This window comes from Saccharothrix saharensis (assembly GCF_006716745.1).
Taxonomy (GTDB): Bacteria; Actinomycetota; Actinomycetes; order Mycobacteriales; family Pseudonocardiaceae; genus Actinosynnema; species Actinosynnema saharense.
On sequence record NZ_VFPP01000001.1, the window covers coordinates 6816195 to 6830929 of the forward strand.

9 protein-coding genes and 3 rRNA genes are annotated in these 14735 nt (G+C 67.2%); 11 read left to right on the top strand and 1 reads right to left on the bottom strand.

Annotated elements, in window-relative coordinates; translation table 11 throughout:
- The first annotated feature begins 91 nt into the window (after positions 1-91).
- From tyrS to rrf, 4 genes are all read left to right on the top strand, one after another.
- Positions 92-1366 (top strand): tyrosine--tRNA ligase, encoded by a 1275-nt coding sequence (gene tyrS / locus FHX81_RS31165; protein ID WP_141981939.1) that lies wholly within the window; start codon positions 92-94, stop codon positions 1364-1366.
- A gap of 576 nt (positions 1367-1942) precedes the next feature.
- Positions 1943-3460, top strand: a 16S ribosomal RNA gene (locus tag FHX81_RS31170).
- A 353-nt stretch (positions 3461-3813) separates the two neighbouring features.
- A 23S ribosomal RNA gene (locus tag FHX81_RS31175) occupies positions 3814-6894 on the top strand.
- 107 nt (positions 6895-7001) lie between these two features.
- Positions 7002-7118, top strand: a 5S ribosomal RNA gene (gene rrf / locus FHX81_RS31180).
- Together the 16S, 23S and 5S rRNA genes form the textbook arrangement of a ribosomal RNA operon.
- A gap of 87 nt (positions 7119-7205) precedes the next feature.
- On the opposite strand, the gene FHX81_RS41425 is transcribed toward rrf, so the two are convergent.
- A complete protein-coding gene (locus FHX81_RS41425) occupies positions 7206-8384 on the bottom strand; it encodes a hypothetical protein (protein ID WP_211363606.1) in 1179 nt (392 codons plus the stop codon).
- A 159-nt stretch (positions 8385-8543) separates the two neighbouring features.
- Between FHX81_RS41425 and FHX81_RS41430 the strand changes: the two genes are divergently transcribed.
- The 7 genes from FHX81_RS41430 to FHX81_RS31210 all read left to right on the top strand — a co-directional run bounded on the left by FHX81_RS41430 (position 8544) and on the right by FHX81_RS31210 (position 14677).
- A complete protein-coding gene (locus FHX81_RS41430) occupies positions 8544-9413 on the top strand; it encodes a tetratricopeptide repeat protein (RefSeq protein ID WP_246108054.1) in 870 nt (289 codons plus the stop codon).
- Between the two features lie 96 nt (positions 9414-9509).
- Positions 9510-10298, top strand: a complete 789-nt coding sequence (locus FHX81_RS31190) for an HAD-IIA family hydrolase (RefSeq protein ID WP_141981942.1) — start codon at positions 9510-9512, stop codon at positions 10296-10298.
- A 4-nt stretch (positions 10299-10302) separates the two neighbouring features.
- Positions 10303-10476: a hypothetical protein gene (locus tag FHX81_RS40855; RefSeq protein ID WP_211363607.1), complete on the top strand. Its 174-nt coding sequence runs from the start codon at positions 10303-10305 to the stop codon at positions 10474-10476.
- A 3-nt stretch (positions 10477-10479) separates the two neighbouring features.
- On the top strand, positions 10480-11286 hold the full coding sequence (locus FHX81_RS31195; RefSeq protein ID WP_141981943.1) for a TlyA family RNA methyltransferase: 807 nt from the start codon (positions 10480-10482) through the stop codon (positions 11284-11286).
- Positions 11287-11297: 11 nt separating this feature from the next.
- Positions 11298-12191, top strand: a complete 894-nt coding sequence (locus tag FHX81_RS31200) for an NAD kinase (RefSeq protein WP_141981945.1) — start codon at positions 11298-11300, stop codon at positions 12189-12191.
- Between the two features lie 75 nt (positions 12192-12266).
- On the top strand, positions 12267-14048 hold the full coding sequence (gene recN / locus FHX81_RS31205; RefSeq protein ID WP_141981947.1) for a DNA repair protein RecN: 1782 nt from the start codon (positions 12267-12269) through the stop codon (positions 14046-14048).
- Positions 14045-14677, top strand: a complete 633-nt coding sequence (locus FHX81_RS31210) for a hypothetical protein (RefSeq protein ID WP_141981949.1) — start codon at positions 14045-14047, stop codon at positions 14675-14677. The genes recN and FHX81_RS31210 overlap by 4 nt, the downstream gene beginning before the upstream one ends.
- Positions 14678-14735 lie beyond the last annotated feature (58 nt).

The window sequence follows — 14735 nt, forward strand, 5'->3', positions numbered from 1 at the left end:
GCTGCGGTCCTCTCACTAGGGCCCTCACGCCGACTACCCGGCAGCGACACCGCCTCAAACTGCTTTGCGCAGGTAGAGGAGAATGGCCTCCGTGAGCGAGCACATCCTCGACGAGCTGACCTGGCGCGGCCTGATCGCGCAATCCACCGACCTCGACGCACTGCGCAAGGACCTCGACTCGGGCCCGCTCACCCTCTATGCCGGGTTCGACCCGTCCGCGCCCAGCCTGCACGCCGGCAACCTGGTGCCCCTGCTCATGCTGCGCCGCTTCCAGCGCGCCGGGCACCGGCCCCTGGTCCTGGCGGGCGGCGCCACCGGCATGATCGGCGACCCGCGCGACACCGCCGAGCGCACCCTCAACCCCCTCGACACCGTCGCCGAGTGGGTCGGCCGCATCCGCGGCCAGCTCGAGCGGTTCGTCGAGTTCGACGACAGCCCCACCGGCGCGCTCGTGGTCAACAACCTCGACTGGACCGGTCCGATGACCGCGCTGGAGTTCCTGCGCGACGTGGGCAAGCACTTCTCGGTCAACGTCATGCTCGCCCGCGAGACGGTCAAGCGCCGCCTCGACGGCGACGGCATGTCCTACACCGAGTTCAGCTACCTGCTGCTCCAGTCGCACGACTACCTGCACCTCAACCGCCAGTACGGCACCCGGCTCCAGGTCGGCGGCTCGGACCAGTGGGGCAACATCATCGGCGGCGTCGACCTGATCCGCCGGGTGGACGGCAAGACCGCGCACGCCCTGACCGCGCCGCTGGTCACCGACGCCGAGGGCCGCAAGTTCGGCAAGTCCACCGGCGGCGGCAACGTGTGGCTCGACCCGGAGATGACCTCCCCGTACGCCTGGTACCAGTACTTCGTGAACGTCGGCGACGCCGACGTCCTGCGCTACCTGCGCCTGTTCACCTTCCTGCCCCGGGAGGAGATCGCCGAGCTGGAGCGGCAGACCGCCGAGGCGCCGCACCTGCGGGCCGCGCAGAAGAAGCTGGCCCAGGAGTTCACCGACCTGGTGCACGGCGAGCACGAGACGCGGCAGGTGATCGCGGCCAGCCAGGCCCTGTTCGGGCGCGGCGAGCTGCGCGAGCTGGACCTGTCGACGCTGGAGGCGGCGATGGCCGAGGCGCCGACCGGCGAGGTCCGACTGGCCGACGGGCCCACCATCGTGGACCTGCTGGTCAGCTCCGGGCTCGCGGACAGCAAGGGCGCGGCGCGGCGCACCGTGAAGGAGGGCGGCGCGTACGTGAACAACGCCAAGGTCACCGACGAGGAGTGGGTGCCCGCCAAGGAGGACCTGCTCCACGGCTCGTGGCTGGTGGTCCGACGCGGCAAGCGCAACACCGCCGGCGTTCGGGTGCAGCTCTGACCTGCACGAACAGCTCTGCGGAGAGTGACGTCGAAGGCCGTCGGTCCTGGTGGGACCGGCGGCCTTCGCGTCGTTCTGGTGTGATCGCAGTCACACTGTTGCGCGTGGACCGGGTCGGATAGCGTGGGGTGGACTGCGGCACGGGCTGTTGACCTGCGGTTTCAGCCTGTGGTGTGGTGCTGCGCCCCCGATTTGACCTCCGGTTCGGGTGCGTGTAACTTTCTCCATGTCAGCGCGGAACGGGCCGGGAACACCGGAACGGAGTGCGGCAGGTCACGAACCAAGCTCCCACGCAGGTGGTAGAGTGGGTGACCGCGGAACGGAAGACCCAGTCCACGCTCGTCTGAGCCGTTGTGACCAGGGCGTCTAGCTTCCAACACAAGCTTTAGCTGAATCACAAGCCTCGGATCGAGCCGCGCGAGCGGTGAGTGATGATGTGCGCGTGTTCTTTGAGAACTCAACAGCGTGCCGAATAGCCAGTAAATTTATGAACCTCGTCAAGAGGTTTCCTTTGAGATTGTTACTGGACAACTGACATTACTTGTCAGTGTTGTTCGGAGCGATCGAACTCATTCCTTATTGGAGAGTTTGATCCTGGCTCAGGACGAACGCTGGCGGCGTGCTTAACACATGCAAGTCGAGCGGTAAGGCCCTTCGGGGTACACGAGCGGCGAACGGGTGAGTAACACGTGGGTAACCTGCCCTGTACTCTGGGATAAGCCTGGGAAACTAGGTCTAATACCGGATATGACCTGCCTCCGCATGGTGGTGGGTGGAAAGTTCCGGCGGTACAGGATGGACCCGCGGCCTATCAGCTTGTTGGTGGGGTAATGGCCTACCAAGGCGACGACGGGTAGCCGGCCTGAGAGGGTGACCGGCCACACTGGGACTGAGACACGGCCCAGACTCCTACGGGAGGCAGCAGTGGGGAATATTGCACAATGGGCGAAAGCCTGATGCAGCGACGCCGCGTGAGGGATGACGGCCTTCGGGTTGTAAACCTCTTTCAGCAGGGACGAAGCGCAAGTGACGGTACCTGCAGAAGAAGCACCGGCTAACTACGTGCCAGCAGCCGCGGTAATACGTAGGGTGCGAGCGTTGTCCGGAATTATTGGGCGTAAAGAGCTCGTAGGCGGTTTGTTGCGTCGGCTGTGAAAACTTCACGCTTAACGTGGAGCCTGCAGTCGATACGGGCAGACTTGAGTTCGGCAGGGGAGACTGGAATTCCTGGTGTAGCGGTGAAATGCGCAGATATCAGGAGGAACACCGGTGGCGAAGGCGGGTCTCTGGGCCGATACTGACGCTGAGGAGCGAAAGCGTGGGGAGCGAACAGGATTAGATACCCTGGTAGTCCACGCCGTAAACGGTGGGTGCTAGGTGTGGGGGACTTCCACGTCCTCCGTGCCGCAGCTAACGCATTAAGCACCCCGCCTGGGGAGTACGGCCGCAAGGCTAAAACTCAAAGGAATTGACGGGGGCCCGCACAAGCGGCGGAGCATGTGGATTAATTCGATGCAACGCGAAGAACCTTACCTGGGCTTGACATGCACCGGAAACCTGCAGAGATGTAGGCCTCTTCGGACTGGTGTACAGGTGGTGCATGGCTGTCGTCAGCTCGTGTCGTGAGATGTTGGGTTAAGTCCCGCAACGAGCGCAACCCTCGTTCCATGTTGCCAGCGCGTAATGGCGGGGACTCATGGGAGACTGCCGGGGTCAACTCGGAGGAAGGTGGGGATGACGTCAAGTCATCATGCCCCTTATGTCCAGGGCTTCACACATGCTACAATGGCCGGTACAGAGGGCTGCTAAGCCGTGAGGTGGAGCGAATCCCACAAAGCCGGTCTCAGTTCGGATCGGGGTCTGCAACTCGACCCCGTGAAGTCGGAGTCGCTAGTAATCGCAGATCAGCAACGCTGCGGTGAATACGTTCCCGGGCCTTGTACACACCGCCCGTCACGTCACGAAAGTCGGTAACACCCGAAGCCCGTGGCCCAACCAGCTTGCTGGGGGGAGCGGTCGAAGGTGGGACTGGCGATTGGGACGAAGTCGTAACAAGGTAGCCGTACCGGAAGGTGCGGCTGGATCACCTCCTTTCTAAGGAGCATTCCTCATCGGTCATCTTCGGGTGGTCGGTGGAGAGCCATGCCGGCGGCGAACGATCGTCGGATGGTCGCTCAATGATGTGGATGCTGGCTGTATGCAGGACTGCTTGTTGTCGATGGTGTTAGTACTGCTCTCTTGGGAGCGTGGAAGGGATCATCGAGGGCTTGGGGTTTCTGTTCGGTACGCTGTTGGGTCCTGAGGGAACACGTGAGTGTCTCTTTCAGCGAGAAACGACAGGGCGACCTCCGCCTTCGAACCGCTCAGGTGACTGGGTAGGCGTTGGCAGTAGCGGGGTGGTGTCTGGTTGTTCTTTGAGAACTGCACAGTGGATGCGAGCATCTTTGTGGCAAGTTATTAAGGGCACACGGTGGATGCCTTGGCACCAGGAGCCGATGAAGGACGTAGGAGACTGCGATAAGTCTTGGGGAGCTGTCAACCGAGCTGAGATCCAAGAATTTCCGAATGGGGAAACCCGGCCCCAGTCATGTGGGGTCACCCATACCTGAACACATAGGGTATGTGGAGGGAACGCGGGGAAGTGAAACATCTCAGTACCCGCAGGAAGAGAAAACAACCGTGATTCCGTGAGTAGTGGCGAGCGAAAGCGGAAGAGGCTAAACCGTATTCGTGTGATACCCGGCAGGGGTTGCGTGTACGGGGTCGTGGGACTTACTGGCCGGTTCTGCCGGACTGGCAAGGAGTCATAAAATGTCGTGGTTAGCGGAACGCGTCTGGAAAGCGTGGCCGTAGAGGGTGAAAGTCCCGTACGTGAAAACCCGACATCTCCTAGTGATGTTCCCAAGTAGCAGCGAGCTCGTGGAATTTGCTGTGAATCTGGCGGGACCACCCGCTAAGCCTGAATACTCCCTGGTGACCGATAGCGGACTAGTACCGTGAGGGAAAGGTGAAAAGTACCCCGGGAGGGGAGTGAAATAGTACCTGAAACCGTGTGCCTACAATCCGTCGGAGCCTTTAGGGGTGACGGCGTGCCTTTTGAAGAATGAGCCTGCGAGTTAGTGCTGCGTGGCGAGGTTAACCCGTGTGGGGTAGCCGTAGCGAAAGCGAGTCCGAATAGGGCGACAGAGTCGCGTGGTCTAGACCCGAAGCGGAGTGATCTAGCCATGGCCAGGGTGAAGCGTGGGTAAGACCGCGTGGAGGCCCGAACCCACCAGGGTTGAAAACCTGGGGGATGAGCTGTGGTTAGGGGTGAAAGGCCAATCAAACTCCGTGATAGCTGGTTCTCCCCGAAATGCATTTAGGTGCAGCGTCGTGTGTTTCGTGCCGGAGGTAGAGCACTGGATGGTCTAGGGGGCCCACAAGCTTACCGAAATCAACCAAACTCCGAATGCCGGTACGTGAGAGCGCGGCAGTGAGACTGCGGGGGATAAGCTTCGTAGTCGAGAGGGAAACAGCCCAGAACGCCGGCTAAGGCCCCTAAGTGTGTGCTAAGTGGGAAAGGATGTGGGGTCGCCCAGACAACCAGGAGGTTGGCTTAGAAGCAGCCACCCTTTAAAGAGTGCGTAATAGCTCACTGGTCAAGTGGTCCTGCGCCGACAATGTAGCGGGGCTTAAGCACACCGCCGAAGCCGTGTCATTCAGAGCTTGTCTCTGGATGGGTAGGGGAGCGTCGTTCAGCCACTGAAGCTGCAGGGGAACCTAGTGGTGGAGGCTGGACGAGTGAGAATGCAGGCATGAGTAGCGAAAGCAGAGTGAGAAACTCTGCCGCCGGATGACCAAGGGTTCCTGGGCCAGGCTAATCCGCCCAGGGTAAGTCGGGACCTAAGGCGAGGCCGACAGGCGTAGTCGATGGACAACGGGTTGATATTCCCGTACCCGTGTGAACGCGCCCATGGCGAACCTTGTGATACTAACCGCCCGAAGCCCGCTTCGTTCCTTCGGGAACGTGGTGACGTGGAGCGCGGGACCTGAACTTGTAGTAGTCAAGCGATGGGGTGACGCAGGAGGGTAGCTCCGCCAGTGAGTGGTAGTACTGGTGTAAGCGTGTAGGCCGTAGCATAGGCAAATCCGTGCTGCATATAGGCTGAGACGTGATGCATAGCCGATTGAGGCGAAGTAGGGTGATCCCATGCTGCCGAGAAAAGCCTCTAGTGAGTGTTCATGCGGCCCGTACCCCAAACCGACACAGGTGGTCAGGTAGAGAATACCGAGGCGATCGGGCGAACTGTGGTTAAGGAACTCGGCAAAATGCCCCCGTAACTTCGGGAGAAGGGGGGCCGAGGGATTTGAAGCCCCTTGCGGGCTAGGATTTTTCGGCCGCAGAGACCAGCGAGAAGCGACTGTTTACTAAAAACACAGGTCCGTGCGAAGTCGCAAGACGATGTATACGGACTGACGCCTGCCCGGTGCTGGAACGTTAAGGGGACCGGTTAGCTCTTCGGGGCGAAGCTGAGAACTTAAGCGCCAGTAAACGGCGGTGGTAACTATAACCATCCTAAGGTAGCGAAATTCCTTGTCGGGTAAGTTCCGACCTGCACGAATGGCGTAACGACTTCTCGACTGTCTCAACCACAGGCCCGGCGAAATTGCATTACGAGTAAAGATGCTCGTTACGCGCGGCAGGACGGAAAGACCCCGGGACCTTTACTATAGCTTGGTATTGGTGTTCGGTTCGGCTTGTGTAGGATAGGTGGGAGACTGTGAAGCTGTGACGCCAGTCATGGTGGAGTCGTCGTTGAAATACCACTCTGGTCGTACTGGATGTCTAACCTCGGTCCGTGATCCGGATCAGGGACAGTGCCTGGTGGGTAGTTTAACTGGGGCGGTTGCCTCCCAAAGGGTAACGGAGGCGCTCAAAGGTTCCCTCAGCCTGGTTGGCAATCAGGTGTCGAGTGCAAGTGCACAAGGGGGCTTGACTGTGAGACCGACGGGTCGAGCAGGGACGAAAGTCGGAACTAGTGATCCGGCCATGGCTTGTGGAAGCGTGGTCGCTCAACGGATAAAAGGTACCCCGGGGATAACAGGCTGATCTTGCCCAAGAGTCCATATCGACGGCATGGTTTGGCACCTCGATGTCGGCTCGTCGCATCCTGGGGCTGGAGTAGGTCCCAAGGGTTGGGCTGTTCGCCCATTAAAGCGGTACGCGAGCTGGGTTTAGAACGTCGTGAGACAGTTCGGTCCCTATCCGCCGCGCGCGTAGGATACTTGCGGAAGGCTGTCCCTAGTACGAGAGGACCGGGACGGACGGACCTCTGGTGTGCCAGTTGTCCTGCCAAGGGCATTGCTGGTTGGCTACGTTCGGAAGGGATAACCGCTGAAAGCATCTAAGCGGGAAGCCTGTTCCTAGATGAGGTATCCCACCCTTTGTGGGTTAAGGCCCCCAAGAGACTATTGGGTTGATAGGCCGGAGATGGAAGGTCGGTAACGGCTGGAGTTGACCGGTACTAATAGGCCGAGGACTTGTCATGAAGACGCTACGCATCCACTGTGCGGTTCTGAAAGAACCGAACCGGACCATCTGGTCGGGCACGAGAGTGTCTGGTCGGGTGCCTACGGGTTGGTAATTTCATAGTGTTTCGGTGGTCATAGCGGTTGGGGAACACCCGGTCCCATTCCGAACCCGGTAGTTAAGCCTTCCAGCGCCGATGGTACTGCACTCGTGAGGGTGTGGGAGAGTAGGACGCCGCCGAACAATTTTTCCCTGAAAGGGCTTGTGGTGGGGGCACAGTGAGTTGTGCTCCGATCGCAAGCCCTTTCGGCGTGTCCACAGTAGGAGGAGTTAGTGTCCAGGTTCGGGGATCGACCCGGCGACCGTCAGCGTGGCCAGGGAGACCGACCGCGCCGATCCGACGACGGTGGCCGTGCCCAGGGAAGCCGCAAGCCGAGCGGTAGCGGCGGTGGCTATCCACGTCGGGACGACCGGCCGAGCTACGACAAGCCTCGTGGTGCCGACCGGCGTGATGACAACCGAGGCGAGCGTCCTCGCTACGACAAGCCCCGTGACGACCGTGGTGCGGCTCCACGACGGGATGACAGCCGAAGTGGTGGTTTCCGCCGGGATTCCGGCGACCGGCCCAGCTACCCGCGCCGCGATGACCGGCCCAGCGGGGACCGCGGGGGCTACCAGCGTCGCGACGACCGCACCGGTGACCGGGGCGGGTTCCGGCGCGACGACAACAGGCGTGACGAGAACCGGCGTGATGACAACCGCGGTGAGCGTCCCCGCTACGACCGGCGGGACGACCGCGGCTCCGACAGGGGCGAGCGCAGCAACTACCCGCGTCGGGATGACCGGCCGAGTGGCGACCGCGGCGGATACCAGCGTCGGGATGACCGCGGTGGGGACCGCGGGGGCTACCAGCGACGCGATGAGCGTTTTGGTGGGGATCGGCCCAGCTACCCGCGTCGGGATGACCGGCCCAGCGGTGACCGTGGCGGTTACCGGCGCCGCGACGACCGACCCAGTGGTGACCGTGGCGGTTACCAGCGCCGGGATGACCGGCCGAGTGGTGACCGTGGCGGTTACCAGCGTCGCGACGAGCGGCCGAGTGGTGACCGTGGCGGTTACCAGCGTCGCGACGACCGGCCTAGCGGTGACCGTGGTGGCTATCAGCGTCGCGACGAGCGGCCCAGCGGTGACCGTGGTGGCTATCAGCGCCGGGACGAGCGTTCTGGTGGTGATCGGCCCAGCTACCCGCGCCGTGATGACCGACCGAGTGGTGATCGTGGTGGTTACCAGCGTCGGGATGACCGGCCGAGTGGTGATCGTGGCGGCTATCAGCGTCGCGACGACCGGCCCAGCGGTGACCGTGGCGGCTATCAGCGTCGGGATGACCGGTCCAGTGGCGAGCGCGGTGGATACCAGCGCCGGGATGAGCGCGGTGGGGACCGTGGTGGGTACCAGCGTCGGGATGACCGGCCCCGGTACGACCGGCCGGATCAGCCCAAGCAGGGGCACGACAAGCCCGGCAACGACCGGCGCGACGAGCGCAGCCGGGAGCGGGCCGCGCGGTTCCAGGAGCGGGTTTCCCAGACTGAGGACCAGCAGGTTGTCGAGGACCCCTCGACCGACACCGCAGCGGATGTCGAGGCCGGCACCCGGGTGGAAGCTGTTGAGGTGGGAGCCGTCGAGGCTGCGCCCGCGGTCGCCGAGGAGTCGGTGACGGCTGACGCCGAGGACGACGCGGTCGAAGCTGACGCGGACGAAGCTGACGAAGCAGAGGCCGCGGAAGCAGAGGCGGACGTGGAGGCAGAGGGCGAGGAGCCCGCGGTCGCGGTCGGTGAGGGGGATGGCGACGAGCGCGTGTTCGTTCGGGCGCGCACGCCGGAGCTGCCCGAGGACGCCGACATCTCCATCCTCGACCCCGAGGTGAAGCAGGAGCTGCGCGGGCTGCCCAAGGGGCTGGCGGAGATCGTCGGCCGGCACCTGGCGGCGGCGGGCATGCTGATCGACAGCGAGCCGGAGTCGGCGCTGGAGCACGCGCGGTACGCGCGGTCGAAGGCGGCGCGGGTCGCGGTGGTCCGGGAGGCGGCCGGGTTGGCCGCCTACCACGCCGGTGAGTGGGCCGAGGCGTTGTCCGAGCTGCGGGCCGCGCGGCGCATGTCGCACGGCACCGGGCACCTCGCGGTGATGGCCGACTGCGAGCGGGCGCTGGGGCGCCCCGAGCGGGCCATCGAGCTGGCGAGGGAGGCGCAGGGCGCGGCGCTGTCCCCCGACGAGGCGGTGGAGCTGCGGATCGTCGCGGCCGGCGCCCGGCGGGACATGGGGCAGCTGGACGCGGCCGTGGTGGCGTTGCAGGGTGACGACCTGGACGAGAAGCGGCGCGACCCGTGGAGCGCGCGGCTGTTCTACGCCTACGCCGACAACCTGGAGGCCGCCGGGCGCACCGAGGAAGCCGTGAAGTGGTTCCTCAACGCCGCCCAGGCCGACGACGACAACGAGACCGACGCCGCCGAGCGCGCGTTCGACCTCAGCCCGCAGGACTGAGCGGCACCGACCGAAGTCACACCTGAAGGCTCGGCACCACCCGGTGCCGAGCCTTCAGACTTGTTCCCAGCCGGACCACCCCGAACGGAGACGCCTGTGCTGCTGGACCGCTACGACGCCCTGCTGCTGGACCTCGACGGCACGGTCTACCGGGGCCGGGAGGCCGTGCCCGGTGCCGTCGAGGCGGTCGCGGCCGCCCGCGCGCGCGGCACGGCCATCCGGTTCGTCACGAACAACGCGTCCCGCTCGCCGGAGACGGTGGCCGAGCACCTGACCGAGCTGGGGTTCACCGCCGCGCTGGACGAGGTCAGCACGAGCGCCCAGGCGGGCGCGGCGATGCTGCTGGACCTGGTGCCGCAAGGCGAGCACGTGCTGGTCCTCGGCACGGACGCGCTGGCCGAGCAGGTGCGGCTGCGCGGCTACCGGCCGACGCGTGACGCCGAGCACGCCCGAGCGGTCGTCCAGGGCCTGTCCCAGGACCTGGGGTGGCGTGAGCTGGCCGAGGCGTGCGTGGCGATCCGCCAGGGCGGCGCGCACTGGATCGCCTGCAACGTCGACGCCACGCTGCCCACCGAACGCGGCCTGCTGCCCGGGAACGGTTCGCTCGTCGCCGCGCTGCGGACGGCGACCGGCGTGGAACCGCTGGTCGCGGGCAAGCCGGCCACGCCGTTGCTGGAGCAGGCGGCGAAGTCGGCCGGCGCGCAACGGCCGCTGGTCGTGGGCGACCGGCTGGACACCGACATCGCGGGCGCGGTCAACGCGGGCATGGACTCGCTGCTGGTGCTCACCGGCGTGTCCACCCGAGCGGAGGCGGACGAGCTGCCCGAGGACCGCCGGCCGACCTACGTGGCTGCCGACCTGTCGGTGCTGCATCGGCTACCTTGATTCCGTGAGCTTCGAGGTTCCCCTCCCCGGTCCGCCGCGTGATCCCGTGGCCGGGATCGACGACGCCCTGGCCGGTCTCGACGGGCTGGACGGGCTGGACGTGGTCGAGCACGTGGCCCGGTTCGACGACGCGCACACGGCGTTGACGGCCGCGCTCTCCAGCATCGACAAGGTCTGACCGGTGCCGCGCAGGGCTCGGCTGGACGCCGAACTGGTCCGCCGCGGGATGGCCAGGTCACGGGAGCACGCGAGCCAACTCGTCGCCGAGGGCCGGGTGACCGTGCGCGGCACCGTGGCGACGAAACCCGCCACCGCCGTCGAGCTGGACACCGCGCTGGTGGTCCGCGACACCGACGACCCGAACTACGCCTCGCGGGGTGCCCACAAGCTCGTCGGCGCGCTGGAGGCGTTCGCCGGGGTCGCCGTCGAGGGCAGGCGGTGCCTGGACGCGGGCGCGTCCACCGGCGGGTTCACCGACGTGCTGCTGCGCGCGGGCGCGCGGCAGGTCGTCGCGGCCGACGTCGGCCGGGGGCTGCTGGACTGGCGGTTGCGCACCGACGACCGGGTCGTGGTCAAGGACAAGACGAACGTGCGGTCCCTGACGCCCGAAGACATCGGCGGCCCGGTTGAACTGGTGGTGGCCGACCTGTCGTTCATCTCGTTGAGGCTGGTGCTGCCGGCGCTGGCCGCGTGCCTCGACGAGGAGGGCGACTTGCTGCCGATGGTGAAACCCCAGTTCGAGGTCGGGAAGGAACGCCTCGGGTCGGGCGGCGTGGTGCGCGACCCGGAGCTGCGGGCCGAGGCGGTGCTGGACGTGGTCGCGTCCGCCGCCGGGCTGGGGTTGCGGCTGCGCGGCGTCACCGCGAGCCCGCTGCCCGGTCCGTCGGGCAACGTCGAGTTCTTCGTCTGGCTGCGCCGGGGTGAGCCCCTGGACGCGGCGGACGCCACCGCGCTCGTGCGCGCCGCCGTAGCGGAAGGACCGCAGTGAGCACTGGTCCGGTGACGAGGGAGATCCTGCTGGTCGTCCACACCGGACGGCGCAGCAACGTGCTGGTGGCGCAGGAGGTCGCGGCGCGGTTCGCGGCGGGCGGGGTGAAGCTGCGGGTGCTGGAGGACGAGGCGCCCGACCTGGACCCGTCGTGCTTCGCGCAGGCCGTGCCGGCCGACGAGAAGGCCGCGGAGGGCACCGAGCTGGTGTTCGTGCTCGGCGGTGACGGCACGCTGCTGCGCGCGGCCGAGCTGGCGCGCGAGGCGGGCGTGCCGGTGCTCGGGGTGAACCTGGGTCGGGTCGGGTTCCTGGCCGAGGCGGACTCCGACGCGCTCTACGAGGCGATCACGCACGTCGTCGACCGGGACTACGACGTCGAGGAGCGGATGACGCTCGACATCACCGCGTCGGTCGACGGCGAGGTGCTGGAGGGCACGTGGGCGCTCAACGAGGCCAGCGTGGAGAAGAGCACCCGGGAACGCATCCTGGACGTCGTGGTGGAGGTGGACGGGCGGCCGGTCTCGGCGTTCGGCTGCGACGGCGTGCTGGTGGCGACCCCGACCGGGTCGACGGCGTACGCGTTCTCCGCGGGCGGGCCGGTGGTGTGGCCGGACGTGCAGGCGCTGCTGGTGGTGCCGAGCAACGCGCACGCGCTGTTCGCGCGGCCCCTGGTGGTGTCGCCCGCGTCGGTGGTGGCGCTGGAGGTCGACCCGGAGGGGCATCCGGCGGTGCTGTGCGCGGACGGTCGCCGCACGGTGAACCTGCCGCCGGGCGCGCGGGTCGAGGTGGTCGGCGGCAGCACGCCGTTGCGGCTGGTCCGGTTGCGGCCCGGTCCGTTCACCGACCGGCTGGTGGAGAAGTTCGAGCTGCCCGTGCAGGGGTGGCGCGGTCCTTCGGCCAAGTGACGCCCGCTAGATCAACAGCAGAACACCGGCCCCCGAACACACGCTTCGTCCGCGTCGCCCAGTAGTGTTCCGTGCGTGCTGGCCGAGATGCGCATCCAGGGCCTCGGTGTGATCGACGAGGCCACCCTTGAGCTCGATGCCGGTTTCACCGTGGTGACGGGCGAGACCGGCGCGGGCAAGACCATGGTCGTCACCGGGCTCCACCTGCTGGGCGGTGGCCGGGCCGAGGCGTCCCGCGTGCGCAACGGCGCGGACAAGGCGGTGGTCGAGGGGCGGTTCGTCGCGCCCGCGGGCAGCCCGGCGGCGAAGGTCGCCGAGGAGGTCGGGGGCGAGCCCGACGACGACGGCAGCGTGATCGCGATCCGCACCGTCGGCGCCGACGGCCGGTCCCGGGCCCACCTGGGCGGCCGGTCCGTGCCGGTCGGCGTGCTGTCCGAGCTGGCCGAGCAGTTGCTGGCGGTGCACGGGCAGAACGACCAGCTGCGGCTGCTGCGGCCCGCCGAGCAGCGGTCGGTGCTCGACCGGTTCGCCGGTGACGAGGTCGCCGAGCCGTTGCGCGCGTACCGGAAGGTGCGCGACGAGTGGCTGCGGGTGGCGACCGAGCTGGCCGAGCGCACTGCGCGGTCGCACGAGCTGGCGCGCGAGGCCGACATGCTGCGGCACGGGCTGGCCGAGATCACCGCGGTCGACCCGAAGCCGGGCGAGGACGAGGAGCTGGTCGCCGAGGCGCGCCGGCTCGCCGACGCCGACCAGTTGCGGGAGGCCGCGTCGGGCGCGCAGTACGCGGTGTCGGGTTCGCCCGACGGCGATCCGGACGTGCCGGGCGCGCTGGGGCTGATCGGGGAGGCGCGGCGCAGGCTGACCGCGTCGGACGACCCGAAGCTGCGCGACCTGGAGCCCCGGCTGGTGGAGGCGGAGACGCTGCTGGCCGACGTGGGCGCGGAGATCGCGTCGTACCTGGAGCACCTGGACGCCGACCCGGCGCGGCTGGAGCAGGTGCTGGCCCGCCAGGCCGAGCTGAAGTCGTTGACCCGCAAGTACGCCGCCGACGTGGACGGCGTGATCGCGTGGGCGCAGGACGCGTCGTCGCGGCTGTCCGGGCTCGACACGTCCGACGAGGCGTTGGCGGCGCTGGCGGCGCGGCGCGACGAGCTGGCCGCGGAACTGGCCACGTACGCGCGGCAGGTGACCGCCGAGCGGGTCGCGGCGGCCGAGGAGCTGGGTCGGGCGGTGTCCGACGAGCTGACCGGCCTGGCCATGCCGCACGCCACGGTGGAGGTCGCGGTGCGGCCCCGGGTCGCGGAGCAGGGCGACCCGCAGGCGTTGCAGGTCGGCGGGCAGTCGCTGCACGCGGGTGCGAGCGGTGTGGACGACGTGGAGCTGCGGCTGATCGCGCACCCCGGCGCGCCCGCGCTGCCGGTGCACAAGGGCGCGTCCGGCGGTGAGCTGTCGCGGGTGATGCTGGCGCTGGAGGTCGTGCTGTCGCACTCCGACCCGGTGCCCACGCTGGTGTTCGACGAGGTCGACGCCGGTGTCGGCGGCCGGGCGGCGGTCGAGGTGGGCCGCAGGCTGGCGAGGTTGGCGCGCAGCCACCAGGTCATCGTGGTCACGCACCTGCCGCAGGTGGCCGCGTTCGCCGACCGGCACCTGGTGGTGGACAAGACCGCGGACGGCGTGCTGACCCGCAGCGGTGTGCGGAAGCTGGACGAGTCGCAGCGCGTGGTGGAGCTGGCGCGGATGCTCGCGGGCATGGACTCCACCGACACGGGTCGCGCGCACGCCGAGGAGCTGCTGGCGGCGGCGAAGGCCGACAAGGACGCCGTGCCCGTGGTGCGGCGCAAGGCGAAGAAGAAGTGAGCAGACGGCTGCTCGGCGTGGCCCTGCTCGTGGCGGCGGGGGTGACGGCCGTGGTCGGCACGTTCCTGCCGCTGTACGTGCAGACGTCCGGCCGCGACAGCAGCGATCCGCTGGTCACCGTCACGTCCTGGAAGTACGTCTTCAGCAACCTCCCCGGGGGCGTGGAGTTCCCGCCCGTGCAGAGCCCGCAGTACGGGGTGCCGATCGTGGTGGCGGCGGTGCTGCTGGCCATCGCGGCGGCGCTGGCGTTCCTGCCGGAGTCGCAGCGCCTGATCGCCCGGTACCTGGTGATCGGCGGCACGGGCCTGCTCGTCGGCTCCGTCTGGGCGGTGGTGGCGGTCGTCGTGTCCGTGATCGGGAACGCCGGGCAGCAGGAAGCGAGCGGCGGTCTGACCGCGCAGGTCGGCGAGGGTGTCGCGGTGCTGGGGGCGTCGGTGCTGCTCGCGGCGGCCGGCGCGGTGCTGGTGCACGCGCGGCGGCCCGAGCCGCGTCCCGAGGGGGCGGTGGTCTACCGGGTGGACGGCGTCGAGGCCGACGACGACACCGACACCCCGCCGTTCGGGATCCCGGTGGTCGAGGTGGCGCAGCTACCGGACTCCGGGTACGAGCGCCGCGACGACGGTTCCTGAGCACGGACCCCTGAAACGGCACCCGGTCGGACGTTGGCGGGGGCGCGCGGCGCGGCTT